A 24215-nucleotide genomic window follows, 5' to 3' on the forward strand; every position below is an offset into this window, starting at 1 on the left:
TAAACCAGCGGCAGGTGAAGTTTCAATATATTTGACATATCGCCGGCAAACGGCCTTGCGATGTTCATTTTAATAAACATAGACTTTGGGCTGACCAACCACTCGCGCCGTAAATACGGGAGATAAAAACAATGAGCATCCAGAACGTCGTCGACTTCAGCCAAGCCACCACCGCCGCCGAGCGCTACCGCCCGGACCCGGCCAAAGTGCTCAAGGGCGACCCGGAGCAAGCGGTCTACAACCACTACAACAGCCCGTGCGGCCAGTTGAACGCAGGTGTGTGGGAAGGCGCCGTCGGCCAGTGGACGGTGAATTTCACCGAGCATGAATATTGCGAGATCGTGCAGGGCGTTTCCGTGCTGCGTGACAGCGATGGCAACAGCAAGACCCTGCGCGCTGGCGATCGCTTCGTCATCCCGGCCGGTTTCAAAGGCACCTGGGAAGTGCTGGAGCCGTGCCGCAAGATCTATGTAGCGTTTGAGCAAAAGGCGTAAGCCGCCAATCGAAACAGGCGCTCATATTCTGCCGCTGGCCAATTCAAGCGGCACCGGATAAGACTACGCGCAGGCGCCACGCAGTTTATCGCCGGGATGGTTTGCACAGGACGTGCAGCCACCGGGCGAAGTGAGCGACCTGACCCATTAAAATTGCAAGGAGGCAAACATGCCCGTCTTACCTGATCAATGCGATCTCGCCATCGCCCAATACACCATCGGCCAGAAATGCACCCCGCAGCTGCTCGAAGAAGTTCGCGCCCTGGCCAATGGAGCTCCCGTGCGCGCCACAGGACCGACGTACCCTTCAAGCTGGGACCTGCGCCCGCGGCGCATCAACCTGCATACCAATGCCGAGAGAGTCATCGTCAGCATCAATTGCGGTTGACCCCTGGCGTCACTGACGAAATACCTTGATCCACGCGCAACAAAAAAGGCCCGTATCTCGCGATACGGGCCTTTTTCGTAAGAGGGAAAAATCAATTACTTGATTTTGCCTTCTTTGTAGATCACGTGCTTGCGAACAACCGGATCAAATTTCTTGATCTCGATTTTGTCCGGAGTAGTGCGCTTGTTCTTGTCGGTAGTGTAGAAGTGACCAGTACCGGCGCTCGAAATCAAACGAATCAATTCACGCATGATTAGCTCCCTTAGATCTTGCCAGCTTTGCGGATTTCGGCCAGCACGGCAGTGATGCCACGCTTGTCGATGATACGCATGCCTTTGGCAGATACGCGCAGACGCACGAAACGTTTCTCTTCTTCAACCCAGAAGCGGTGATGCTGCAGGTTCGGCAGGAAACGACGACGGGTTTTGTTGTTTGCGTGGGAAATGTTATTCCCAGTTACCGGACCCTTACCGGTAACTTGACATACTCTAGACATGCCTCAGCCCTCTAAAACCACATGCCCAACCCGGCATGGGTTGGCCGCTTAATCTCTCAGTCATTTGGCGCCAGGCGCCGCGTTTCTTTAGAGGTCTTACCGGCTACACCTACAGTGAAGGAACCGGGCCCCTAGAAAAGAGCGCTGCTTTATACCAGAAAGACTGGAGAGCAACAACATTCGCTGTGCCTTGAATGGATAAAAACCCCACTTTTCGCGCGTCAGACGCTTTGGATAAAGGCTGTCGTCGATTCCGACCGCTCGTCGCAGAGAAACGCTCGACATGCCAATCCGGAGGTTTTCCAATCGAGGCACACTCAAATCAGGCGCCTATAGTCCCCTCAAAATGAAAAAGGGGATAGTCATTTGCAAAGGAGCCCACTAGGGTAAGCCTTTTCCAGACTGCACTTGCAGATGGGCCTCGATCTGTAAAGGAATCCGACCATGCGCCTCGCTGCCTTACCGCTGTTGCTTGCCCCGCTTCTGCTGAGCCCACAGGCCTTCGCCGCCGCCCTGAGCGTCTGCACCGAGGCCAGCCCGGAAGGGTTCGACGTGGTGCAATACAACTCGCTGACCACCACCAACGCCTCGGCCGACGTGCTGATGAATCGCTTGGTGGACTTCGACACCGCCAGCGGCAAAGTGGTCGCCAGCCTCGCCGATAGCTGGGAAGTCAGCCCCGACGGCCTGGTCTACATCTTCAAACTGCATCCGCAGGTGAAATTTCACCGCACCGAGTATTTCAGCCCGACGCGCGAGTTGACCGCAGAAGATGTGAAATTCAGTTTCGACCGCATGCTCGACCCGGCGCACCCGTGGCACAAAGTCGCGCAGAGCGGCTTCCCGCACGCTCAGTCGATGCAGTTACCGGCGCTAATCAAGAAAATCGACGCACTGGATCCGCTGACTGTGCGCTTCACCCTGGATCACCCCGACTCGACGTTCCTGCCAACCCTGAGCATGGGCTTCGCCTCGATCTACTCGGCCGAATATGCCGACAAACTGCTCAAGGGCGGCACGCCGGAGAAGCTCAACAACCAGCCAATCGGCACCGGCCCGTTCGTCTTCACACGATTCCAGAAAGACGCGTCGATCCGCTACAAGGCCAATCCCGATTACTTCCGAGGCAAGCCCGAGGTCGATCCGCTGATCTTCGCCATCACCCCGGACGCCAACGTGCGTTTGCAGAAGTTGCGCCGCAATGAGTGCCAGATCGCCCTGTCGCCCAAACCACTGGACGTACAGGCCGCGCTGAAAGAACCGACCTTGAAAGTCGAAAAGACTGACGCCTTCATGACCGCGTTCGTCGCCCTCAACAGCCAGCACCCACCGCTGGACAAGCCAGAAGTGCGCCAGGCGATCAACCTCGCCTTCGACAAGGCCAATTACGTCAAAGCCGTGTTCGAAGACACCGCCGAACCCGCCAGCGGACCGTACCCGCCCAACACCTGGAGCTACGCCAAAGGCTTGCCGGGCTATCCCCATGACGTCGAGAAAGCCAAGGCATTGATGGCCAAAGCCGGGCTCAAGGACGGTTTCCAGACCACTATCTGGACCCGCCCGTCGGGCAGCTTGCTGAACCCCAACCCGAGCCTCGGCGCCCAACTGCTTCAGTCCGATCTCGCCGAAATTGGCATTCAGGCCGAAATCCGTGTGATCGAATGGGGCGAGCTGATCCGCCGCGCCAAGGCTGGCGAGCACGACATCCTGTTCATGGGTTGGGCCGGCGACAACGGCGACCCCGACAACTTCCTCACGCCGCAGTTTTCCTGCGCCGCAGTCAAGTCAGGCACCAACTTCGCCCGCTACTGCAACCAGGACCTGGACAAGCTGATCAGCGCCGGCAAGACCACCGGCGAGCAAGGTGTGCGGACCAAGCTCTACGAACAGGCACAGGCGCAGATCCAGCAACAGGCGCTGTGGTTGCCGCTGGCCCATCCGACGGCTTTCGCGTTGACGCGCAAGGATGTCGAAGGCTATTCGGTGAGCCCGTTCGGGCGGCAGGATTACTCGAAGGTCAACATCAAATAATCCACATCAACACGTAACCCTGTGGGAGCGGGCTTGCTCGCGAAGAGGGCGTTTCAGCCGCCATCAATGTCGCCTGACACGCCCTCTTCGCGAGCAAGCCTGCTCCCACAATGGTTTCGCAGGTGCCCTCACATCCACCCATACTCCGCCATCGACAACGGATCGCCGTCCCCGATGATGAAATGGTCGAGCACCCGCACATCGATCAACTCCAGCGCCTTTTGCAAACGCTTGGTCAGCACCCGATCAGCCTGACTCGGATCAGAATTGCCCGACGGGTGGTTGTGACAGAGGATCAACGCCGCGGCGTTGTTGGCCAAGGCACGCTTGACCACCTCTCGCGGATGAACACTGGTGTTGTCGATGGAACCGCGAAACAGCGTCTCAAACGTCAGCACCTGATGCTTGGAGTCGAGAAACAGACAACCAAACACCTCATGTGGCTCATGACGCAGCATCGACTTCAGGTACTCACGAACCGCGTGCGGATTTTCCAGTGCCGACTTTTGGCGCGCCCGCTCGGCCAAATGCCGCCTGCTCATTTCTTGAGCAGCCTGCAACTGGGCAAATTTTGCCGGTCCGAGCCCCAACTGCTTGCTGAACGTTTCCTGATCAGCCTCAAGCAGCGAGCGCAGGCTGCCAAATTCACTCAACAGATGTCGTGCCAGATCCACGGCGCTTTTACCCACTACGCCTGTTCGCAAGAAAATCGCCAGCAACTCCGCATCAGAAAGACTTCCCGAGCCCTGTTCAAGCAACCTCTCCCGCGGCCGCTCAGCCGCCGGCCAATCACGAATACTCATAGCACCTCCCTGTCTGTGGGCGCCGCTGTTCCGTAGCGGTCGCTGTGATATCGTAGCCCATCTTTTTTGCGGGCGAATTCACTCCTGGGGAGGGGGTTTCGCCACGCAGTCATCAACGAAATGAAAGGCAGGCCTATGCAGCGGCTGTATCGGAAACGCATTGTTCTGGGCGTCGGCGGCGGCATCGCTGCCTACAAGAGCGCCGACCTGGTTCGCCGCCTGATGGACCAGGGCGCCGAAGTGCGCGTGGTCATGACCCGTGGCGGTGCCGAGTTCATCACCCCGCTGACCATGCAGGCTTTGTCCGGGCACCCTGTGCACCTGGACTTGCTGGACCCGGCGGCCGAAGCCGCCATGGGCCACATCGAACTGGCGAAATGGGCCGATCTGGTATTGATCGCCCCGGCCACTGCGGACTTGATCGCGCGTCTGGCCCAAGGCATTGCCGATGATTTACTGGCCACGCTGGTGCTGGCCACCGACGCCGTGGTTGCCGTTGCACCGGCGATGAACCAGGCCATGTGGCGCGACCCGGCCACCCAGGCCAACCTGCAAACCCTTGAAAGCCGTGACCTGAAGGTCTTCGGCCCGGCCTCCGGCAGCCAGGCCTGCGGCGATGTCGGCCTGGGCCGCATGCTCGAAGCCACCGACCTCGCGCAACTCGCGGCGGACTGCTTCCAGCGTCAGGCGCTGACCGGCAAACACGTGGTGATTACCGCCGGCCCGACCCAGGAAAACATCGACCCGGTGCGCTACATCACCAACCACAGCTCCGGCAAAATGGGCTTCGCCCTGGCCGAAGCCGCGGTAGAAGCCGGCGCCCGAGTCACCCTGATCAGCGGCCCCGTGCACCTGCCGACCCCGGATCGCGTCACGCGCATCGACGTGGTCAGCGCCCGCGACATGCTCGCCGCGTGCGAGTCCGCGATCCCCTGCGATGTGTTCATCGCCTCGGCTGCGGTCGCGGACTACCGTCCGGAAGTCGTTGCCCCGCAAAAACTCAAGAAAGACCCTACAAGCGGCGACGGCTTCGTCCTGCAAATGGTGCGTAACCCGGACATCCTGGCCACCATCGCGACCCGTCCCGACCGTCCGTTCAGTGTCGGTTTCGCCGCTGAAACCGAACACCTCCTCGACTACGCTGCCCGCAAGTTGAAAGACAAGAACCTCGATTTGATCGTCGCCAACGACGTTGCCAACCCGAGCATTGGCTTCAACAGCGAAGAAAACGCCTGCAGCGTGATCGACCGTGAGCTTCACGCCACACTTTTCGCCCAGACCAGCAAGAGCAAGATTGCTCGCCAGCTGATCACTTTTATCGCCGAACGTCTGAACCAGGTTTAATTTACATGCACGCTTTGCAAGCCAAGATCCTCGACCCACGCATCGGTACCGAATTCCCGCTGCCGCAATACGCCACACCGGGCTCCGCCGGCCTCGACCTGCGCGCCATGCTGGAAAAAGACACCGTGATCAAACCGGGTGAAACCGTACTGATCCCTACCGGCCTGTCGGTGTACATCGGTGACCCGAATCTCGCCGCGCTGATCCTGCCGCGCTCGGGCATGGGTCATAAGCACGGCATCGTGCTGGGTAACCTGGTCGGGCTGATCGACTCCGATTACCAAGGCCCGCTGATGGTTTCCTGCTGGAACCGTGGCCAGACCGAATTCACCATGCCGGTTGGCGAGCGCCTGGCGCAGTTGGTGTTGGTGCCGGTGGTGCAGGCTCACTTCGAGATGGTTGAAGAGTTTGTTGAAACCGAGCGCGGCACTGGCGGTTTCGGCCATACCGGCACCCGCTGATCCGACACGCTGCATTCCTGCAGGAGCTGCCGCAGGCTGCGATCTTTTGATTTTGTTTTTTAAAGTTCAAGATCAAAAGATCGCAGCCTGCGGCAGCTCCTACAGGGGCCTTGCCCTGCCCTCTGGGCTGTCATGGCCCTTTCGCACCACGAACTCTCTGTGGAAAACGCCGTCATACCCTTCAGTTTGAACGTGTCGCCAAATATTTCGGCGACCTGTCCAGCCACTTTCAAGATGGAGCATTTCCACAGATGAGCACCCTCGCCCCCAAGTTCCCCGACAGCATTTTCCGCGCCTATGACATTCGCGGCACCGTCCCGGAGTTTCTGAACGCTGAAACGGCTTACTGGCTCGGTCGCGCCATCGGCGCCCAAACCCTGGCCCAGAATGAGCCGAATATTTCCGTTGGCCGTGACGGTCGCCTGTCCGGCCCGGAGCTGGTGGAGCAATTGATCCAGGGCCTGGCCGACAGCGGTTGCCACGTCAGCGACATTGGCCTGGTGCCGACCCCGGCGCTGTATTACGCCGCCAACGTGTTGGCCGGCAAATCCGGTGTGATGCTGACCGGCAGCCACAACCCGTCGAACTACAACGGCTTCAAGATCGTCATCGCCGGCGACACCTTGGCCAACGAACAGATCCAGGCCCTGCACGACCGCCTCAAGACCAACAACCTGAGCAGCGGCAAAGGCAGCATCACCAAAGTCGAAATCCTCGATCGCTACACCACCGAAATCGTCCAGGACATCAAACTGGCCCGACGCCTGAAAGTGGTTGTGGATTGCGGCAACGGCGCGGCCGGCGTGATCGCCCCGCAATTGATCGAAGCGCTGAATTGCGAAGTCATCCCGCTGTTCTGCGAAGTCGACGGCAATTTCCCGAACCACCACCCGGATCCGGGCAAGCCTGAAAACCTCGTCGACCTGATCGCCAAGGTCAAGGAAACCAACGCCGACATCGGTCTGGCCTTCGACGGCGACGGCGACCGCGTTGGCGTGGTGACCAACACCGGCAGCATCGTCTATCCGGACCGCCTGCTGATGCTGTTCGCCCGCGACGTCGTGGCGCGCAACCCTGGCGCGGAGATCATTTTCGACGTCAAATGCACCCGCCGCCTGACACCTTTGATCAAGGAATACGGTGGTCGGTCGTTAATGTGGAAGACCGGTCACTCGTTGATCAAAAAGAAAATGAAACAAACCGGCGCCCTGTTGGCCGGCGAAATGAGCGGGCACATCTTCTTCAAGGAGCGCTGGTTCGGTTTCGACGACGGCATCTACAGCGCCGCGCGGTTGCTGGAGATCCTCAGCAAGGAAAAATCCTCGGCCGAAGAGTTGTTCGCGACCTTCCCGAACGATATTTCTACGCCGGAAATCAATATCCATGTGACCGAAGAGAGCAAATTCAGCATCATTGATGCATTGCATGACGCGCAGTGGGGCGCAGGCGCCGACCTGACCACCATTGACGGCGTGCGAGTCGACTATGCCAAAGGCTGGGGCCTGGTGCGCGCGTCCAACACCACACCGGTGCTGGTGCTGCGTTTCGAGGCCGATGACGAGGCTGAATTGCAGCGCATCAAGGACGTATTCAAAGTCCAGTTGAAGCGTGTTGCACCTGATCTCCAACTACCGTTCTGATTCACCCGGAGCCCTGAATGACCCTCGAACGCGAAGCCGCCGCCAACACCGCCAAGGTCCTGTCCGAAGCGCTGCCTTACATTCGCCGCTATGTCGGCAAGACGCTGGTGATCAAATACGGCGGCAACGCGATGGAAAGCGAGGAGCTGAAAACCGGCTTCGCCCGCGACATCGTGCTGATGAAGGCCGTGGGCATCAACCCGGTGGTCGTTCACGGCGGCGGCCCGCAAATCGGTGATCTGCTCAAGCGTCTGTCGATCGAGAGCCATTTCGTCGACGGCATGCGCGTCACCGACGCCGCCACCATGGACGTGGTGGAAATGGTCCTCGGTGGCCAGGTCAACAAGGACATCGTCAACCTGATCAACCGTCATGGCGGCAGCGCCATCGGCCTGACCGGTAAAGACGCCGAGCTGATTCGTGCGAAGAAGCTCACCGTCACCCGCCAGACGCCGGAGATGACCACCCCGGAAATCATCGACATCGGCCATGTTGGCGAAGTGGTCGGGATCAACACCGACCTGCTGAACCTGCTGGTCAAAGGTGATTTCATCCCGGTGATCGCGCCTATCGGCGTCGGCGCCAATGGCGAGTCGTACAACATCAACGCTGACCTGGTGGCCGGTAAAGTCGCCGAAGCACTGAAGGCCGAGAAGTTGATGCTGTTGACCAACATCGCCGGCCTGATGGACAAGTCGGGGACGGTCCTGACCGGCCTGACGACCCAGCAGGTCGACGATCTGATCGCCGACGGCACCATCTACGGCGGCATGCTGCCGAAGATCCGCTGCGCACTGGAAGCGGTCCAGGGCGGCGTGGGCAGCTCGCTGATCATCGATGGTCGCGTGCCGAATGCGATCCTGCTGGAAATCTTCACCGACACCGGCGTGGGCACCCTGATCAGCAATCGCAAGCGTCACTGATTCAAAACCTCAAAAAAGATCGCAGCCTTCGGCGGCACCTACGGATGTACGAAAATCCTGTAGGAGCTGACGAAGCCTGCGATCTTTTTTATGCGCGCAGGAATCGTCCGACTTAAGTAAGCGAAACGTCCGACATCCAGAAGGTATCAATCTGCATAGGATCTTCCCTGAATCCACAGGAGATCTTCCCCATGCAAAAAGACCACGTTCCCTACGGCAGCGATGTTTCAGCAGGCACCTATGAGTGCGCAGACTGCGGACGCGAATACACCAATCAGTCAAAGACTTCGCTTCCGCCGTGCCCTGACTTCAAACCAGGCACACACGTGCTCAATGGCTGGAAGATCCTGACCGGCCAAGGCGACGCCGTGGCTGATCCATACCCAAACGAGTCTTCCAAGTGACCACGGGGGACTGAACCATGCAGATCTCGTTCACGATTGATGCCCAGGCCTTCGACCTCGAGCAAAAGGAGCCGGTCAAAAAGACGTTGCGGATTTCCGACGCCGAAATCACCCATGCCCTACAGCGAATAGCCAAGGCGAGCCTGACCGAATACCTGAAAATGCTGGTCGAAGGCGGCATGCCCAGCAGGGCCGATGAAGCTAAACAGGATCGCTTGCTGTACCTGATTCAAAGCTATTTCGGGCAGACCCTGCCGACCGAATCGCAGATATCGACGATTTTCCAGTTGACTCAGAGCCAAAGCAAAACCCTGCTGAAAAACACGGTTTCACGGTTTCGCAATCAATTGGACGAGATCCTTCAGCACAGCATGCGAGCCGTGATCGAGTCTGCGGAGCACGCTCAGACCGTGTATCTGGTGGTGATCAGCTCGGACGTTATCCGCGATGAACTGAACATGCTGATCACACAGAATGAGCCAACGTTCAAACCCATCGTCAAACGCAAAGGCAGCGCCGGGCAGTTCGAAATCAGCGAGGATTCCCACGCGCTGCTCTGCCAGACACTGGGCCTGAATGCCGTTCAGTGACATCGTCGCGGTCAGTGGCCTGCTGCTGACCCTGACCACGTTCATGTTCAATCTGGCCTGGCCCAAGCTGGATGAAGCGCTGGAACTGGATGAAAAACAGTCAGGTCCGCTGGCCAGGAAGCGCAGCCAAAGGAAAGTAATGAGCGTTTTGCTGGGCTGCGCGATGCCGCTGACTTGCGCCTTCATGGCGCTGTTTTACGTCAATCTTCCCGCCGCCGTGCGGATCATGAGCAACAGCACGCTGGAGCTGTGGAATTTCGACGTAGATCGCACGTTGTATGTGATGCTCGTCTGCGCACTACTGGTGTTTGTAGCGCTCAACGTTTGGCTGACCATTCGATTGATCGCAAAATGGCATCACCTGCGTTAAGCACCGCCCAAAGAAAAGGCCCTGTAAACAGGGCCTTTCTTATTGGACTAAATCAGACACCGAACTGTGCCCGATAGGCCTCAACCGCCGGCAAATGCTGCTTGAGCTGTGGATCATCGGCCAGGAATTCCAGCACCTGGTTCAACGACACAATGCTGATCACCGGGATGCCGAAGTCACGCTCGACTTCCTGGATCGCCGACAACTCGCCGTTGCCTCGCTCCTGACGGTTCAGGGCAATCAATACGCCTGCGGCTTTGGCGCCGTCCTGGGAAGCGATGATCTGCATCACTTCGCGGATCGCGGTGCCGGCGGTGATTACGTCGTCGATGATCAACACTTCACCCGTCAGCGGTGCGCCGACCAGGCTGCCGCCTTCACCGTGGGCCTTGGCTTCCTTGCGGTTGAAGCACCAAGGCAGGTCACGGTTGTGATGTTCGGCCAACGCCACGGCAGTGGTCGCCGCCAATGGGATGCCTTTGTAGGCAGGGCCAAACAGCACGTCGAAGGGAATGCCGCTCTCGACGATGGCTGCGGCGTAGAAACGACCGAGCTGCGCCAGGGCCGAACCCGAGTTGAACAGGCCCGCATTGAAGAAGTAAGGACTGGTGCGCCCGGACTTCAGGGTGAACTCACCGAAGCGCAAAACGCCGCGATCGATGGCAAAACGAATGAAATCGCGCTGATACGCTTGCATGAAAAAAACCCCAAATACCACGGATTTAGCTAATTAGCTTGACGCCGTGTATCATACACGCACGCGATTTTTGGGGCCATTTATGCGGATCATCAGTGTGAACGTCAATGGTATTCAGGCTGCAGTCGAGCGGGGTTTGCTCAGTTGGCTGCAAGCACAGAATGCCGACGTCATCTGCCTGCAGGACACCCGTGCCTCCGCCTTTGAACTGGACGATCCAGCCTTCCAACTGGATGGATACTTCCTTTATGCCTGCGACGCCGAAGTTCCCGCCCAAGGTGGTGTGGCTTTGTACTCGCGGTTGCAACCGAAGGCTGTCATCAGCGGTCTCGGTTTCGAGACGGCCGACCGCTACGGGCGCTACCTGCAAGCCGATTTCGACAAAGTCAGTATTGCAACCTTGTTGCTTCCGTCCGGCATGAACGGCGATGAAGACTTGAACCAGAAATTCAAGCTCATGGACGACTTCGCCAAGTACCTGGACAAGCAACGGCGCAAACGCCGCGAGTACATTTATTGTGGCTCGCTGTACGTGGCGCAACAGAAACTGGACATCAAGAACTGGCGCGACAGCCAGCAATCTCCTGGCTTCCTGGCGCCAGAACGCGCCTGGATGGACGAGATTGTCGGCAACATGGGTTATGTCGATGCCTTGCGCGAAGTCAGTCGTGAAGGCGACCAGTACAGCTGGTGGCCGGATAACGAACAAGCCGAAATGCTCAACCTCGGCTGGCGCTTCGACTACCAGATCCTGACGCCGGGCCTGCGCCGCTTTGTACGCAGCGCACGCCTGCCACGTCAGCCACGGTTCTCGCAGCATGCGCCGCTGATCGTGGACTACGACTGGACGCTGACGATCTAAACGTTGTCGCTCATAAAAAATGCCCGTATCGCAAGATACGGGCATTTTTTATGAGCTGTATTTCAGTGACCTGAACTTCAAGCAGCGGCAAAGAATGGTAGCGCGAGGTACAACTTGATCACGATGACATTGATGATGTCGATGAAGAAAGCGCCCACCATAGGTACCACCAGAAACGCTATCTGCGAAGGCCCGTAGCGCTGCGTCACGGCTTGCATGTTAGCGATGGCCGTCGGAGTGGCACCCAGCCCAAAGCCACAATGCCCTGCCGCCAGTACCGCCGCATCATAGTTACGGCCCATGACTCTAAACGTCACGAATATCGCAAACAGCGCCATGACCAGCGTTTGCGCCGCCAGAATAATGAAGAAAGGTAATGCCAGTGCAGCCAGATCCCACAACTTGAGTGACATCAGCGCAATTGCCAGGAACAGCGACAAGCTGACATTTCCCAGTACAGAAACTTCCCGTTCAAACACCTGATACAAGCCAAGTGCTGAAAGGCTGTTTCGCAAAAGCACACCCACGAACAATACGCAAACGAACGTCGGCAACTCAAATGCGGTTTCGCGGAGCGCGCCATTCATGAGGTTACCCACCATCAAGCTGACGGCGATCAACGCAAGTGTCTCGATAAACGAAAATGGCGTGATCGAACGCTCTTTATTCGGCTGTTCAAACCCCTTTGGCAGTCGCGGCTTATCATGATTAGAACAACCGGGAACCTGTGTGCGCTTGATAAGCAGCCGGGCGACCGGCCCACCAATCAAACCGCCCAGCACCAGACCAAACGTTGCAGAGGCCATTGCAAGCTCAGAGGCGGAAGCCAGGCCGTATTTTTCACTGAACGTCGCGCCCCAGGCAGCACCGGTTCCGTGACCACCTGCCAACGTCACCGAGCCTGTCAGCAGCCCCATCAAAGGGTCGAGCCCCAAAGCCGTTGCAAGCCCGATACCCATGGCATTCTGAACCACCAACAACCCGGTGACCGCTAACAGAAACACCCCCACTACGCGTCCGCCCTTCTTCAGGCTGGCGAAGTCTGCACTCAATCCAATAGTGGCGAAGAACGCCAGCATCAAGGGTGTTTGTAGCGAGGTGTCAAACCGCACTTCAATATTGAACAAGCGCAAAGCCAAAAGAACCAAGGCAACCATCAGGCCGCCCGCTACAGGTTCAGGGATATTGTAAGCGCGTAAAAAACCGACCCGTGTGACCAGCCCGCGCCCCAGTAAGAGTACTAAGGACGCGGCGACGAGTGTTCCATAAAAATCGAGCTGAAACATTGGGATATTCTTAAATTATTCATTCAGGGGCGAACTGTTTACCTGGACACGCCTCTTGAACAGGCTGATTGTTCTCAACGCTGATTGTTTTAATTTCAGGATCCGTCAATGGTCTGAATATATCGAAATATTTCTAATGAATATTACTTGGGGCAACTTTAACAACCGCCCAGCTTCATTGCCAAGGATATGGAGAGCAATGCGGATATACAGTTGTGACTAAAAGTGTAGGGAAGTAAGCGTAGTTGTCTGGAGAAATAACTTGATAACAAAAAAGCCCCGACGAGTCGGGGCTTCTTTCAATCTCATTGCCTGGCTTACTTAATCAACCGCCAAGTGAACGGATATCGATAAGGAAACCCTTCATTGGCCTTCACCCCGGCAATGATCGTCAGCACCAGCGCGCCAATGGCGATCAGGCCAAACAGGAAGAACCCGATAATCACCACCATCAGCAGGAAGCAAATGGCGGAGGCAATGGCGACGGTGATCTGAAAGTTCAGCGCCTCCTTGCCTTGTGCGTCGATGAACGGGTCCATCTCGCGCTTCATTTGCCACAGGATCAGCGGGCCGATCAGCGTACCGAACGGAATCCAGATCCCCAACAAGGCGGACAAGTGACAAAACATCGCCCACTGCCGAACTTCTTTGCTCGGGGTGGGAAGCAACTGTTGCTCGTCACTCATGGCGTCCTCCTTGTCTTTGGCAATCCGGTCAGTCCGCCAGTGCAGCCGTTTGCAGATCGAAGATTTCGTTCATGCCTTTCTTGGCCAGTTCCAGCATCGCGTTCAGCTCTTCTGGCTGGAACGGTGCGCCTTCGGCAGTGCCCTGAACTTCGATGAAGCCGCCAGTGCTGGTCATCACCACGTTCAGGTCGGTCTCGGCAGCCGAGTCTTCCAGGTAGTCGAGGTCGAGTACCGGCTCGCCTTGGTACATGCCTACCGAAACGGCACCGATCATTTGCTTGAGCGGGTCGCCGCCTTTCAGGCCGCCACGCTTCTTGATCACTTTCAACGCATCGACCAGGGCAACCATGGCGCCGGTGATGGACGCAGTGCGGGTGCCGCCGTCGGCCTGGATCACGTCGCAGTCGACGTACAGGGTCACGTCGCCCAGCTTGGACATGTCCAGCGCAGCGCGCAGGGAACGGCCAATCAGACGCTGGATTTCCAGGGTGCGGCCGCCTTGCTTGCCGCGGCTCGCTTCACGCTGGTTACGCTCGCCCGTGGCGCGCGGCAGCATGCCGTACTCGGCGGTCAACCAGCCTTGGCCCTGGCCCTTGAGAAAACGCGGCACACCGTTTTCGACGCTGACCGTGCAGATGACTTTGGTGTCACCGAACTCGACCAGTACAGATCCCTCGGCGTGTTTGGTGTAGTTGCGGGTAATGCGGATCGAGCGGAGCTGATCGGCAGCGCGACCACTTGGACGTTTCATAAGGGATACCTGTACGGGGACGGAAAACTGCGGAGCATTATAGAGCTGCCAGCCACGACTGGGCACTTCTAAAAAAATCCTCTGACGAGCGAAGGCTCTGAACAGCCCGTACCCGACGACCTGCAGCCGTTTGTCACACCGTGTGTTTGGGCGCATCCGCGCCACTGCGCTACAATCCTGCGCCTTTGCTGCCAGTCGGCTTTAATTCATTGATAGCGGATTGCCAGAACGTCAGTTCCGCGCCGATCCGCATTGCGAGGTACCCCCATGGTGCACAGCATGACCGCCTTCGCCCGCGTCGAGAAAGCAGGCGTCCAGGGCACCCTGAACTGGGAACTGCGCTCGGTCAACAGCCGCTACCTGGAACCCCACCTGCGCCTGCCGGACTCCTTTCGCGACCTCGAAGGCGCCGTCCGTGAAGCCCTGCGCCAGGGCGTGTCGCGGGGCAAGCTCGAATGCACCCTGCGGTTCACCGAAGAAAACGCCGGCAAAGCGCTGCAAGTGGATCAGGACCGCGCCGCACAACTGGTTGCCGCCGCCGAGAAAATCGCCAGCCTGATCAAGAATCCGGCCGCACTGAACCCGCTCGAAGTCCTGGCCTGGCCCGGCGTGCTGGTAGGTGATGCGACCGACCCGCAAGCCTTGAACGCCGAAGCACTGGCGCTGTTCAACGAAGGCCTTAAAGAACTCAAGGCCGGCCGCGAGCGCGAAGGCGCGGAGCTGGCACGGCTGATCAACGATCGCCTGACGTCCATTGAAGAAGACGTGGTGACCCTGCGCGAACTGGTTCCGCAGATGCTCGCCACCCAGCGCCAGAAAGTCCTCGACCGTTTCGCCGACATGAAGGCCGAGATGGACCCGCAGCGACTGGAGCAGGAAATGGTCATGCTCGCGCAAAAAAGCGACGTCGCCGAAGAACTGGATCGCCTGAGCACTCACATCATTGAAGTTCGTCGGGTACTCAAATCCGGCGGCGCTGCCGGGCGACGCCTGGACTTCCTGATGCAGGAACTCAACCGCGAGGCTAATACACTGGGCTCCAAAGCCTTCGACCCGCGCAGCACCCAAGCGGCGGTCAACCTCAAGGTGTTGATCGAGCAGATGCGCGAACAAGTGCAGAATATTGAGTAAGGCAACCCTGACATGACCCACAGCACCGGCACCCTGTACATCATCTCCGCCCCATCGGGCGCGGGCAAAAGCAGCCTGGTCAAGGCCTTGACCGACGCCAATCCGGAGATCCGCGTTTCGGTCTCGCACACCACCCGCGCCATGCGCCCGGGCGAAGTGGACGGCGTGAACTACAACTTCGTCGCGCGCGAACAGTTCGTGAAGATGATCGAACACGGGGATTTCCTCGAGCGCGCCGAAGTCTTCGGCAATCTCTACGGCACCTCGCAAAGTCACTTGCAGCAGACCCTGGATGAAGGCCACGACCTGATCCTGGAAATCGACTGGCAAGGCGCCGAGCAAGTACGCAAACTGATGCCGCAGGCCCGTTCGGTCTTCATTCTGCCGCCGTCATTGCAGGCCTTGCACCAGCGCCTGACCAATCGCGGCCAGGACAGCGACGAGATCATTGACGGCCGGATGCGCGAAGCCGTCAGTGAAATGAGCCACTATGTCGACTACGACTACCTGATCATCAACGACGATTTCGCCCACGCCTTGCACGATTTGAAGGCGATTTTCCGCGCCAATCAGCTGCAACAGAAGCGTCAGCAGCAGCGCCACGGCAAACTATTGGCTGAATTGCTTGGTTGATCCGCTCTTCCCAAAACAGCTGCAAGGGCTTTACATTGGCACTTGCAGCACGTTGAAGGGCTTGATCAAAAAATCAGCGCTTCCCTAATCGCTGGTGATTTTTTAAACTGTTGAGTCCGCTCGCCCATCCGGGCAGCGCGCATATTGCATTTGCTACGAGGAAGACCATGGCCCGCGTAACCGTTGAAGACTGCCTAGAACACGTGGATAACCGCTTTGAGCTGGTCATGCTCTCTACCAAGCGTGCCCGTCAACTGGCCACCGGCGGCAAAGAGCCGAAAGTAGCATGGGAAAACGACAAGCCTACCGTTGTCGCCCTGCGCGAAATCGCTGAAGGCCTGATCGACTACGCAGCTATTGCCGAAGCCGAAATCGTTGAAGATGAACCGCTTTTTGCTGCATTTGAGGACGAGTCCAACGAGGCCGTCTAAGCCTATGCCTGGTCGACGTAGCACGGCGCGGGATAAAAGCTTACGGCAGGAGACATCATGCCGAGCATAGACGCCCTCGCCGATCGCTTATCGACCTACCTCGGCAATGACCAGGTCAACCTGGTCCGCCGAGCGTATTTCTACGCCGAACAAGCGCACGACGGCCAACGCCGCCGTAGCGGTGAGGCGTACGTCACGCATCCTCTTGCCGTGGCCAATATTCTTGCCGACATGCATATGGACCATCAGAGCCTGATGGCGGCCATGCTGCATGACGTGATCGAAGACACCGGTATTGCCAAGGAAGCGCTGCAAGCGCAGTTCGGCGAAACCGTGGCCGAACTGGTCGACGGGGTCAGCAAACTGACCCAGATGAACTTCGAGACCAAGGCCGAAGCCCAAGCCGAAAACTTCCAGAAAATGGCCATGGCCATGGCGCGCGACATTCGCGTGATCCTGGTCAAACTGGCCGACCGCCTGCACAACATGCGCACGCTGGAAGTGCTGTCCGGCGAGAAACGCCGGCGCATCGCCAAGGAAACCCTGGAAATCTATGCGCCCATCGCCAACCGGCTGGGCATGCACGCCATCCGCATAGAGTTCGAAGACCTCGGCTTCAAGGCCATGCACCCGATGCGCTCCGCGCGGATCTACCAGGCCGTCAAACGCGCCCGGGGCAACCGCAAGGAAATCGTCAACAAGATCGAAGAATCCCTCAGTCACTGCCTGGCCATCGACGGCATTCAGGGCGAGGTCAGCGGTCGCCAGAAACACCTCTACGGCATCTACAAGAAAATGCGCGGCAAGCGTCGGGCCTTCAACGAGATCATGGACGTCTACGCGTTCCGGATCATCGTCGACAAGGTCGATACCTGCTACCGCGTGCTGGGTGCTGTGCATAATTTGTACAAGCCGTTGCCGGGGCGCTTCAAGGATTACATCGCGATCCCCAAGGCCAACGGCTATCAGTCGCTGCACACCACGCTGTTCGGCATGCACGGTGTGCCCATCGAGATCCAGATCCGCACCCGCGAAATGGAAGAGATGGCCAACAACGGCATCGCCGCCCATTGGCTGTACAAATCCAGCGGCGACGAACAGCCGAAAGGCACTCACGCCCGCGCGCGCCAGTGGGTCAAAGGCGTGCTGGAAATGCAGCAACGCGCCGGCAACTCGCTGGAATTCATCGAAAGCGTGAAGATCGACCTGTTCCCGGACGAGGTCTACGTGTTCACGCCCAAAGGCCGGATCATGGAGCTGCCCAAGGGCTCCACGGCGGTCGACTTCGCTTACGCGGTGCACACCGACGTGGGCAACAGCTGTATTGCCTGTCGGATCAATCGTCGTCTCGCGCCGCTGTCCGAACCGCTGCAAAGCGGCTCCACGGTCGAGATCGTCAGCGCCCCCGGCGCGCGGCCGAACCCGGCGTGGCTCAACTTCGTGGTCACCGGTAAGGCCCGTACGCACATCCGCCATGCGTTGAAGCTGCAACGCCGCTCCGAGTCCATCAGCCTCGGCGAACGCCTGCTGAACAAAGTCCTCAACGGTTTCGACAGCGCGCTGGAGAAGATCCCGTCCGAACGCGTCAAGGCGATGCTCGTCGAGTATCGCCTCGAACTGATCGAAGATTTGCTCGAAGACATCGGCCTGGGCAATCGCATGGCCTACGTGGTGGCACGCCGACTGCTCGGCGAAGGCGAACAGTTGCCGAGCCCTGAAGGCCCGCTGGCGATTCGCGGCACCGAAGGCCTGGTGCTCAGCTACGCCAAGTGCTGCACACCGATTCCGGGCGACCCGATTGTTGGTCACCTGTCTGCGGGCAAAGGCATGGTCGTGCACCTGGACAACTGCCGCAACATCAGCGAAATCCGCCACAACCCGGAAAAATGCATCCAGCTCTCGTGGGCCAAGGATGTCACCGGCGAATTCAACGTCGAGCTGCGCGTCGAGCTGGAACACCAGCGCGGCCTGATCGCCCTGCTTGCCAGCAGCGTCAACGCGGCCGACGGCAATATCGAAAAAATCAGCATGGATGAACGCGATGGTCGCATCAGCGTGGTCCAACTGGTGGTCAGCGTGCACGACCGTGTGCACCTGGCCCGCGTGATCAAGAAACTGCGCGCCCTGACCGGGGTGATCCGCATCACCCGCATGCGTGCTTAAGCCCACTTACAAGGAGTCATTCATGACCAAGACTGTTATCACCAGCGACAAGGCCCCGGCCGCCATCGGTACTTACTCCCAGGCGATCAAGGCTGGCAACACCGTTTACATGTCGGGTCAGATTCCTCTGGACCCAAAAACCATGGAACTGGTTGAAGGCTTCGAAGCCCAGACCGTCCAGGTGTTCGAGAACCTCAAAGCCGTGGCTGAAGCTGCTGGCGGTTCGTTCAAGGACATCGTCAAACTGAACATCTTCCTCACCGACCTGAGCCACTTCGCCAAGGTCAACGAGATCATGGGCAAGTACTTCGACCAGCCTTACCCAGCCCGCGCCGCCATCGGCGTAGCAGCCCTGCCAAAGGGTTCGCAGGTTGAAATGGATGCCATCCTGGTCATCGAGTAATGTGTCCGGCGCAGCCTCGCGCTGCGCCGACTGCTCTGCAGCAAAGTAAGTTTGAAAGGATTCCACCATGCGCAAAGCGCTTGCTCTCTCGCTGCTCGCCCTGTTTTTGGGCGGTTGTGCCAGCAACCCTGCCGACCGTGATATCAGCGGTACCTGGATCAACCAGGTAGCAATCGATGCCGCATCCAAAGGCGTTCCTCTGCGCGAAGCGCTCCAGGCCTACGGCCCGAACCTGGAATGGGACGTCAACACCAAGGCCGGTCAGGCCCGCTACACCAATGGTTTTGAAAATGTCGACGGCAAGCTGCTGGGCGAAGAGTCCGACGCCTGGAAAGTCGACTTTTATGGCAGTTCCGGTAGTGAACTGAAGCGCGACGGCGAACAGTTGAGCCAGGCCGCGACCGAAAACGAACCGGCTCAAGTCTTCGACCGCGCCTTGATCCCCGTGCCGGATGGCGCACCGATTGGCGCCAGCTTCGAACGCGCACTGTATTCGGCGTACATGGGCGGCAGCTGGAAAGTCGTCAGCGGCCCCGGCGAAGGCAGTAACGTGCAGTTCCAGGCCGACGGCCAGGTGACCGGCCTGCCGGGCGCTGATCGCTATGCGCTGTGCCTGGCCGGCGACTGCGCGTCGATGAGTGGCGGCAACGACAACATGTGGCTGCAACTCAACGGGCAAGGAACTGCCTGGATCTTTGCACGCAAAGGCAAAGAGCTGGAAATCTTCCAGGCCGTGAACACGGCACAGGCGGACGAAATGCCGCAGTTCACCCCGGGTGATCGCAAGTGGTTGCTGGAAAAGCAGTAAGCAACGCATAACCCCTGTGGGAGCGAGCTTGCTCGCGATGGGTCCGTAACATCCAACATCATCGTTGACTGTTATGCCGCCATCGCGAGCAAGCTCGCTCCCACAGGTGCGTGCAGTGACTGAAAGTCAGCAGCGCCCTTCAAGGATCGCCGCATACCCTTCGCGAAAACTCGGATACTTCGGCGTCCAGCCCAACGCTTTCGCCCGTGCATTACTGCAACGCTTGCTGCCTGTGCGGCGCACGCTGGCGTCATCGGCCCATTCGGTCACGCCCAGATACTCGCGCAACCAGCCCACCACATCCGCCAACGCTGCCGGCGCGTCATCGACGCCGATATAGATATCATCCAGCTTCACCCCGCGCCGATCCGCCTCAAGCAGGCATGCCATCAACCCTGCGGCGTCGTCGGCATGAATCCGGTTGGCATATAGCGGTGGATCGACCGCCACGCGATAACCCCGGCGGACCTGAGTCAGCAGCCATTCGCGGCCGGGACCGTAAATACCGGTCAATCGCACAATGCTGGCGGGGATGCCGCTGTTGAGGGCAATTTGCTCGGCTTCGAGCATCACCTGCCCGGAATAGCCAGCCGCTACGGCAGGCGACATCTCATCAACCCACTCGCCCTCCTGCTGGCCGTGAACGCTGCTGCTGGAAACGAACAGCAAGCGATTGGGCGCCTGCCCATAGTCGCCCAACCACTCCAGCACATGCTGCAAACCCTGGACATAAGCGGCGCGATAGCCGGCTTCGTCGTGATCGGTGGCAGCCGCGCAATAGACCAGGTAATCCACCGCACCGACCGGCCAGGTCTCCGGGCAGTCTTTATTGAACAAATCGCCGGCAACGCCGATCACGCCCTCGGGCAGGCGCGAGACGTCACGCCGCAGGCCATGAACTTCCCATCCCGCAGTCAACAATTGCGTGGCCAGACGGCTGCCGACATCACCGCAACCGGCGATCAAAACAGAAGGCGCGGACATCAGCAAACTCCCCTTGGAAACGGACAGACTAGCGCTGGCAATGGACGAGCGGCTAGCAATGCAGGAAAAAAAGATACTCTATTACTTCTGTTAACAAGAATTACTTGCAATAATACGCGCCACTTTTGTTCTCGGCCTTTCGAGGCCTGGAAGAACATCACCCGTTTTTTTCTCTCAGGTCCGGCCAGCATGACACGCAATCAATTCCCCGCTTCGCCAACCAAACGACCTCGCGCCTGGAGCGCGGTGGCCGCCCTGCTGCTCAGCTTGATGCTGGCGCCTGTCGCCGCTTTCGCTGATGCACAAGCGCCAGCTACTCCGGCCGCTGCTGCTGCACCCGCCGACCACGCCGCCCCGGCCGTGACGCCTGCCGCGACCGACCCGGCTCATGCAACACCTGCTGACGAAGCCATCGGCGAAGACGTCCCTGAAGTCCTCGAAGCCGACAACACCTTGGGCATGGCCCATGACCTGTCGCCGTGGGGCATGTACCAGAACGCCGACATCATTGTGAAAATCGTGATGATCGGCCTGGCCATCGCTTCGATCATCACCTGGACCATCTGGATTGCCAAAGGCTTTGAGCTGATGGGCGCCAAGCGTCGTCTGCGTACCGAAATCGTCCACCTGAAGAAAGCCGCCACGCTCAAAGAGGCCAGCGCCTCGGCGACCAAACCAGGCACCCTGGCCAATCTGCTGGTCCATGATGCTCTGGAAGAAATGCATTTGTCGGCCAGCGCCCGCGAAAAAGAAGGCATCAAGGAACGCGTCGCTTTCCGTCTTGAGCGCCTGGTAGCAGCCTGCGGCCGCAACATGAGCAGCGGCACCGGCGTACTCGCCACCATCGGTTCCACTGCGCCGTTCGTCGGCCTGTTCGGTACCGTATGGGGCATCATGAACAGCTTCATCGGCATCGCCAAGACCCAGACCACCAACCTCGCCGTCGTGGCTCCCGGCATTGCCGAAGCCCTGCTGGCGACAGCATTGGGTCTGGTCGCGGCGATTCCTGCGGTAGTGATCTACAACGTGTTCGCCCGCTCAATCACCGGATACAAGGCGCAGGTAGCCGACGCGTCGGCAGAAGTCCTGCTGCTGGTCAGCCGCGACCTCGATCACCAGCCTGAGCGCAGCTCGCAACCGCACATGGTGAAAGTGGGGTAATCGGCCATGGGCCTGCATTTGAAAGAAGGGGCAGACGACGATCTGTCCGAGAACCACGCAATCAACGTCACGCCGTTCATCGACGTGATGCTGGTGCTCTTGATCATCTTCATGGTGGCAGCCCCGCTGGCCACCGTGGACATCAAGGTCGACCTGCCCGCGTCCACCGCCAAACCGGCGCCGCGGCCAGAGAAACCAGTGTTCCTGAGCGTCAAGGCTGACCAACGCCTGTTCCTCGGCGAAGACGAAGTGAAGGCCGAAGCACTCGGCGCCACGCTCGACGCCAGGACCCAGGGCAAGAAAGACACGACGATCTTCTTCCAGGCCGATAAAGGCGTGGATTACGGCGACCTGATGAGCGTGATGGACAACCTGCGCTCGGCCGGTTACTTGAAGGTCGGTCTGGTCGGACTCGAGACGGCAGTCAAAAAATGATCACGACGCGCCATAAGCTGACGCGTTACAGCGGTAGCCTGGCCGTGGTGCTGGGCGTTCACGCGCTGGCCATCGCGCTGGCCGTGAACTGGACCGCCCACCCGCCCATCGAATTGCCGCCCCAGGCAATGATGGTCGAGCTGGCGCCGGTTCCGGCCCCGCCACCGCCTGCACCGCCGAAGGTCATAACGCCGCCACAGCCACCGGCACCGGTGGAAGAACTGCCGATACCGAAGCTCGCCGAAGCACCGAAGGCCGAGATCGCGGTGCCCAAACCGGTCAAGCCCAAGCCGAAGCCTCAGCCGCCCAAGCCTGTGGAGAAAAAACCGGAGCCGCCGAAGGAAAAGCCGTCCGAGGCAAAACCGAGCGAAGCGCCACCGACTCCGTCACAAACTGAGAAATCCGCTCAGCCTGTACCGGGTCCATCGGCTGCTCAGGTCGCGGCCAAGGCCAGTTGGCAAGGCACCCTGCTCGCGCATTTGGCCAAGTACAAAAAGTACCCGGCCAGCGCGCAGGCGCGGGGCAAGCAAGGCACGAACCGTCTGCGTTTCGTAGTGGATGCCGAAGGCAACGTGCTGTCGTACGAACTGGTAGGCGCGTCCGGCACTGCGGATCTGGATCGGGCCACGCTCGATATGATCCGCCGCGCCCAGCCGTTGCCAAAACCACCGGCCGACATGCTGAACAACGGCTCCATCGAAATCGTTGCACCGTTTGTTTACTCGCTGGAAAACCGCCGGCGCTGATACAAGCCGCAACACTGCAAAGGCACCGAAAGGTGCCTTTTGCTTATCTACCAGCGGCAAACACGCATTGCCCGGTGTCACTCGACACACACAGTCTGATAACGTGCGTCTATCGATTGCAGCCGGTATGCTTGGCGCGCAACTTCATGGACGCTTGCTATGACTCTCACAGAATTACGCTACATCGTTACCCTCGCCCAAGAGCAGCATTTCGGCCACGCGGCCGAGCGTTGCCACGTCAGCCAGCCGACCCTGTCGGTGGGTGTGAAAAAGCTTGAAGACGAACTCGGTGTGCTGATTTTCGAGCGCAGCAAAAGCGCCGTGCGCCTGACCCCGGTCGGCGAAGGCATTGTGGCCCAGGCACAAAAAGTCCTGGAACAAGCCCAAGGCATTCGCGAACTGGCCCAGGCCGGCAAGAACCAACTGACCGCACCGCTGAAAGTCGGCGCGATCTACACCGTCGGCCCCTACCTGTTCCCGCACCTGATCCCGCAACTGCACCGGGTCGCTCCGCAGATGCCGTTGTACATCGAAGAAAACTTCACCCACGTGCTGCGCGACAAACTGCGCAACGGCGAACTCGACGCGATCATCATCGCCCTGCCGTTCAGCGAAGCCGACGTCCTGACCCTCCAACTCTACGACGAGCCGTTCTACGTCCTGATGCCGGCCCAGCACCCTTGGACGCAAAAAGAATCCATCGACGCCAGCCTGCTCAACGACAAGAGCCTGCTGCTGCTCGGCGAAGGCCACTGCTTCCGCGATCAAGTGCTGGAAGCCTGCCCGACGCTGACCAAAGGCAACGACGGCGCCAAGCACACCACGGTCGAGTCCAGCTCGCTGGAAACCATTCGGCATATGGTCGCATCCGGCCTGGGCATTTCGATCCTGCCGCTGTCGGCGGTCGACAGCCATCACTACGCTCCTGGCGTGATCGAAGTCCGGCCATTGTCGGCGCCAGTGCCGTACCGCACCGTGGCCATCGCCTGGCGTGCGAGTTTCCCGCGTCCGAAAGCCATTGAAATCCTCGCTGACTCCATTCGCCTGTGCTCGGTGGCCAAGCCGTCCGCGCAGGTGGTGGCGGGCTAAGCAAG

The 24215-nt window shown here is 59.1% G+C and carries 28 protein-coding genes and 1 pseudogene; 21 read left to right on the forward strand and 8 right to left on the reverse strand.

Features of this window, described 5'->3' with window-relative positions; all coding sequences use genetic code 11:
- The first annotated feature begins 131 nt into the window (after nt 1-131).
- A complete protein-coding gene (locus V6Z53_RS01740; RefSeq protein WP_150702384.1) occupies nt 132-494 on the forward strand; it encodes a cupin domain-containing protein in 363 nt (120 codons plus the stop codon).
- A gap of 169 nt (nt 495-663) precedes the next feature.
- The gene (locus V6Z53_RS01745) at nt 664-882 is read left to right on the forward strand and encodes a peptidase inhibitor (protein ID WP_338583873.1); all 219 of its coding nucleotides are present in this window, start codon (nt 664-666) and stop codon (nt 880-882) included.
- Nucleotides 883-977: 95 nt separating this feature from the next.
- On the opposite strand, the gene rpmG is transcribed toward V6Z53_RS01745, so the two are convergent.
- Together rpmG and rpmB are read right to left on the reverse strand one after the other, a co-directional pair.
- Nucleotides 978-1133, reverse strand: coding sequence for a 50S ribosomal protein L33 (rpmG, locus tag V6Z53_RS01750; protein ID WP_007894709.1), 156 nt, complete (start codon nt 1131-1133; stop codon nt 978-980).
- An 11-nt stretch (nt 1134-1144) separates the two neighbouring features.
- Nucleotides 1145-1378: a 50S ribosomal protein L28 gene (gene rpmB / locus V6Z53_RS01755; protein ID WP_034147715.1), complete on the reverse strand. Its 234-nt coding sequence runs from the start codon at nt 1376-1378 to the stop codon at nt 1145-1147.
- A gap of 444 nt (nt 1379-1822) precedes the next feature.
- On the opposite strand from rpmB, the gene V6Z53_RS01760 reads away from it, so the two are divergent.
- The gene (locus tag V6Z53_RS01760) at nt 1823-3409 is read left to right on the forward strand and encodes an ABC transporter substrate-binding protein (protein WP_338583874.1); all 1587 of its coding nucleotides are present in this window, start codon (nt 1823-1825) and stop codon (nt 3407-3409) included.
- Nucleotides 3410-3537: 128 nt separating this feature from the next.
- Here the strand turns inward: V6Z53_RS01760 and radC are convergent, their stop codons facing one another.
- A complete protein-coding gene (gene radC / locus V6Z53_RS01765) occupies nt 3538-4212 on the reverse strand; it encodes a DNA repair protein RadC (RefSeq protein ID WP_150702380.1) in 675 nt (224 codons plus the stop codon).
- Between the two features lie 135 nt (nt 4213-4347).
- Between radC and coaBC the strand changes: the two genes are divergently transcribed.
- From coaBC to V6Z53_RS01800, 7 genes and pseudogenes are all read left to right on the forward strand, one after another.
- Nucleotides 4348-5556: a bifunctional phosphopantothenoylcysteine decarboxylase/phosphopantothenate--cysteine ligase CoaBC gene (gene coaBC, locus V6Z53_RS01770; protein WP_338583875.1), complete on the forward strand. Its 1209-nt coding sequence runs from the start codon at nt 4348-4350 to the stop codon at nt 5554-5556.
- Between the two features lie 5 nt (nt 5557-5561).
- Complete coding sequence (gene dut / locus V6Z53_RS01775; RefSeq protein ID WP_338583876.1) at nt 5562-6017, forward strand: dUTP diphosphatase; 456 nt, start codon at nt 5562-5564, stop codon at nt 6015-6017.
- A 245-nt stretch (nt 6018-6262) separates the two neighbouring features.
- Nucleotides 6263-7657: pseudogene (locus V6Z53_RS01780) on the forward strand (phosphomannomutase/phosphoglucomutase); the annotation flags it as partial.
- Between the two features lie 17 nt (nt 7658-7674).
- Nucleotides 7675-8580 (forward strand): acetylglutamate kinase, encoded by a 906-nt coding sequence (argB, locus tag V6Z53_RS01785; RefSeq protein ID WP_053163877.1) that lies wholly within the window; start codon nt 7675-7677, stop codon nt 8578-8580.
- 191 nt (nt 8581-8771) lie between these two features.
- On the forward strand, nt 8772-8984 hold the full coding sequence (locus tag V6Z53_RS01790) for a hypothetical protein (protein ID WP_338583877.1): 213 nt from the start codon (nt 8772-8774) through the stop codon (nt 8982-8984).
- A 17-nt stretch (nt 8985-9001) separates the two neighbouring features.
- Nucleotides 9002-9574 (forward strand): hypothetical protein, encoded by a 573-nt coding sequence (locus tag V6Z53_RS01795; RefSeq protein ID WP_338583879.1) that lies wholly within the window; start codon nt 9002-9004, stop codon nt 9572-9574.
- Entirely contained in the window at nt 9561-9944 is a 384-nt protein-coding gene (locus tag V6Z53_RS01800; RefSeq protein WP_338583880.1) for a hypothetical protein, read from the forward strand. The genes V6Z53_RS01795 and V6Z53_RS01800 overlap by 14 nt, the downstream gene beginning before the upstream one ends.
- A gap of 52 nt (nt 9945-9996) precedes the next feature.
- Here the strand turns inward: V6Z53_RS01800 and pyrE are convergent, their stop codons facing one another.
- A complete protein-coding gene (gene pyrE / locus V6Z53_RS01805) occupies nt 9997-10641 on the reverse strand; it encodes an orotate phosphoribosyltransferase (protein WP_338583881.1) in 645 nt (214 codons plus the stop codon).
- Between the two features lie 82 nt (nt 10642-10723).
- On the opposite strand from pyrE, the gene V6Z53_RS01810 reads away from it, so the two are divergent.
- Nucleotides 10724-11503 carry an exodeoxyribonuclease III gene (locus V6Z53_RS01810; RefSeq protein WP_008062840.1) on the forward strand — a complete coding sequence of 260 codons (780 nt, stop codon included), beginning with the start codon at nt 10724-10726 and terminating at the stop codon, nt 11501-11503.
- A 77-nt stretch (nt 11504-11580) separates the two neighbouring features.
- Here V6Z53_RS01810 and gltS read toward each other — a convergent pair whose 3' ends face one another.
- The 3 genes from gltS to rph form a co-directional block, all read right to left on the reverse strand.
- Entirely contained in the window at nt 11581-12789 is a 1209-nt protein-coding gene (gene gltS / locus V6Z53_RS01815; RefSeq protein WP_338583882.1) for a sodium/glutamate symporter, read from the reverse strand.
- Between the two features lie 317 nt (nt 12790-13106).
- Nucleotides 13107-13475: a DUF4870 domain-containing protein gene (locus V6Z53_RS01820; RefSeq protein ID WP_338583883.1), complete on the reverse strand. Its 369-nt coding sequence runs from the start codon at nt 13473-13475 to the stop codon at nt 13107-13109.
- Between the two features lie 28 nt (nt 13476-13503).
- Nucleotides 13504-14226, reverse strand: coding sequence for a ribonuclease PH (gene rph / locus V6Z53_RS01825; protein WP_338583884.1), 723 nt, complete (start codon nt 14224-14226; stop codon nt 13504-13506).
- A 267-nt stretch (nt 14227-14493) separates the two neighbouring features.
- Between rph and V6Z53_RS01830 the strand changes: the two genes are divergently transcribed.
- From V6Z53_RS01830 to V6Z53_RS01855, 6 genes are all read left to right on the forward strand, one after another.
- Nucleotides 14494-15357, forward strand: coding sequence for a YicC/YloC family endoribonuclease (locus V6Z53_RS01830; protein WP_338583885.1), 864 nt, complete (start codon nt 14494-14496; stop codon nt 15355-15357).
- A 12-nt stretch (nt 15358-15369) separates the two neighbouring features.
- Nucleotides 15370-15990, forward strand: coding sequence for a guanylate kinase (gene gmk, locus V6Z53_RS01835; RefSeq protein ID WP_338583886.1), 621 nt, complete (start codon nt 15370-15372; stop codon nt 15988-15990).
- A gap of 167 nt (nt 15991-16157) precedes the next feature.
- Nucleotides 16158-16421 (forward strand): DNA-directed RNA polymerase subunit omega, encoded by a 264-nt coding sequence (gene rpoZ, locus V6Z53_RS01840; RefSeq protein WP_007921129.1) that lies wholly within the window; start codon nt 16158-16160, stop codon nt 16419-16421.
- 57 nt (nt 16422-16478) lie between these two features.
- Nucleotides 16479-18584, forward strand: coding sequence for a bifunctional GTP diphosphokinase/guanosine-3',5'-bis pyrophosphate 3'-pyrophosphohydrolase (gene spoT / locus V6Z53_RS01845; RefSeq protein ID WP_338583887.1), 2106 nt, complete (start codon nt 16479-16481; stop codon nt 18582-18584).
- A 22-nt stretch (nt 18585-18606) separates the two neighbouring features.
- Nucleotides 18607-18987: a RidA family protein gene (locus tag V6Z53_RS01850; RefSeq protein ID WP_003229509.1), complete on the forward strand. Its 381-nt coding sequence runs from the start codon at nt 18607-18609 to the stop codon at nt 18985-18987.
- A 67-nt stretch (nt 18988-19054) separates the two neighbouring features.
- A complete protein-coding gene (locus V6Z53_RS01855; RefSeq protein ID WP_338583889.1) occupies nt 19055-19795 on the forward strand; it encodes a hypothetical protein in 741 nt (246 codons plus the stop codon).
- Between the two features lie 126 nt (nt 19796-19921).
- Here V6Z53_RS01855 and V6Z53_RS01860 read toward each other — a convergent pair whose 3' ends face one another.
- Nucleotides 19922-20779, reverse strand: coding sequence for an NAD-dependent epimerase/dehydratase family protein (locus tag V6Z53_RS01860; protein WP_338583890.1), 858 nt, complete (start codon nt 20777-20779; stop codon nt 19922-19924).
- Between the two features lie 189 nt (nt 20780-20968).
- Between V6Z53_RS01860 and exbB the strand changes: the two genes are divergently transcribed.
- The 4 genes from exbB (at nt 20969) to V6Z53_RS01880 (ending at nt 24210) form a co-directional block, all read left to right on the forward strand.
- The gene (exbB, locus tag V6Z53_RS01865) at nt 20969-21940 is read left to right on the forward strand and encodes a tonB-system energizer ExbB (RefSeq protein WP_338583891.1); all 972 of its coding nucleotides are present in this window, start codon (nt 20969-20971) and stop codon (nt 21938-21940) included.
- Nucleotides 21941-21946: 6 nt separating this feature from the next.
- A complete protein-coding gene (gene exbD / locus V6Z53_RS01870; protein ID WP_338583892.1) occupies nt 21947-22375 on the forward strand; it encodes a TonB system transport protein ExbD in 429 nt (142 codons plus the stop codon).
- Complete coding sequence (locus V6Z53_RS01875; protein ID WP_338583893.1) at nt 22372-23121, forward strand: energy transducer TonB; 750 nt, start codon at nt 22372-22374, stop codon at nt 23119-23121. The genes exbD and V6Z53_RS01875 overlap by 4 nt, the downstream gene beginning before the upstream one ends.
- Before the next feature lie 159 nt (nt 23122-23280).
- The gene (locus V6Z53_RS01880) at nt 23281-24210 is read left to right on the forward strand and encodes a LysR substrate-binding domain-containing protein (protein WP_338583894.1); all 930 of its coding nucleotides are present in this window, start codon (nt 23281-23283) and stop codon (nt 24208-24210) included.
- Nucleotides 24211-24215: the final 5 nt, after the last annotated feature.

The organism is Pseudomonas sp. MAG733B, assembly GCF_036884845.1.
Lineage (GTDB): Bacteria > Pseudomonadota > Gammaproteobacteria > Pseudomonadales > Pseudomonadaceae > Aquipseudomonas.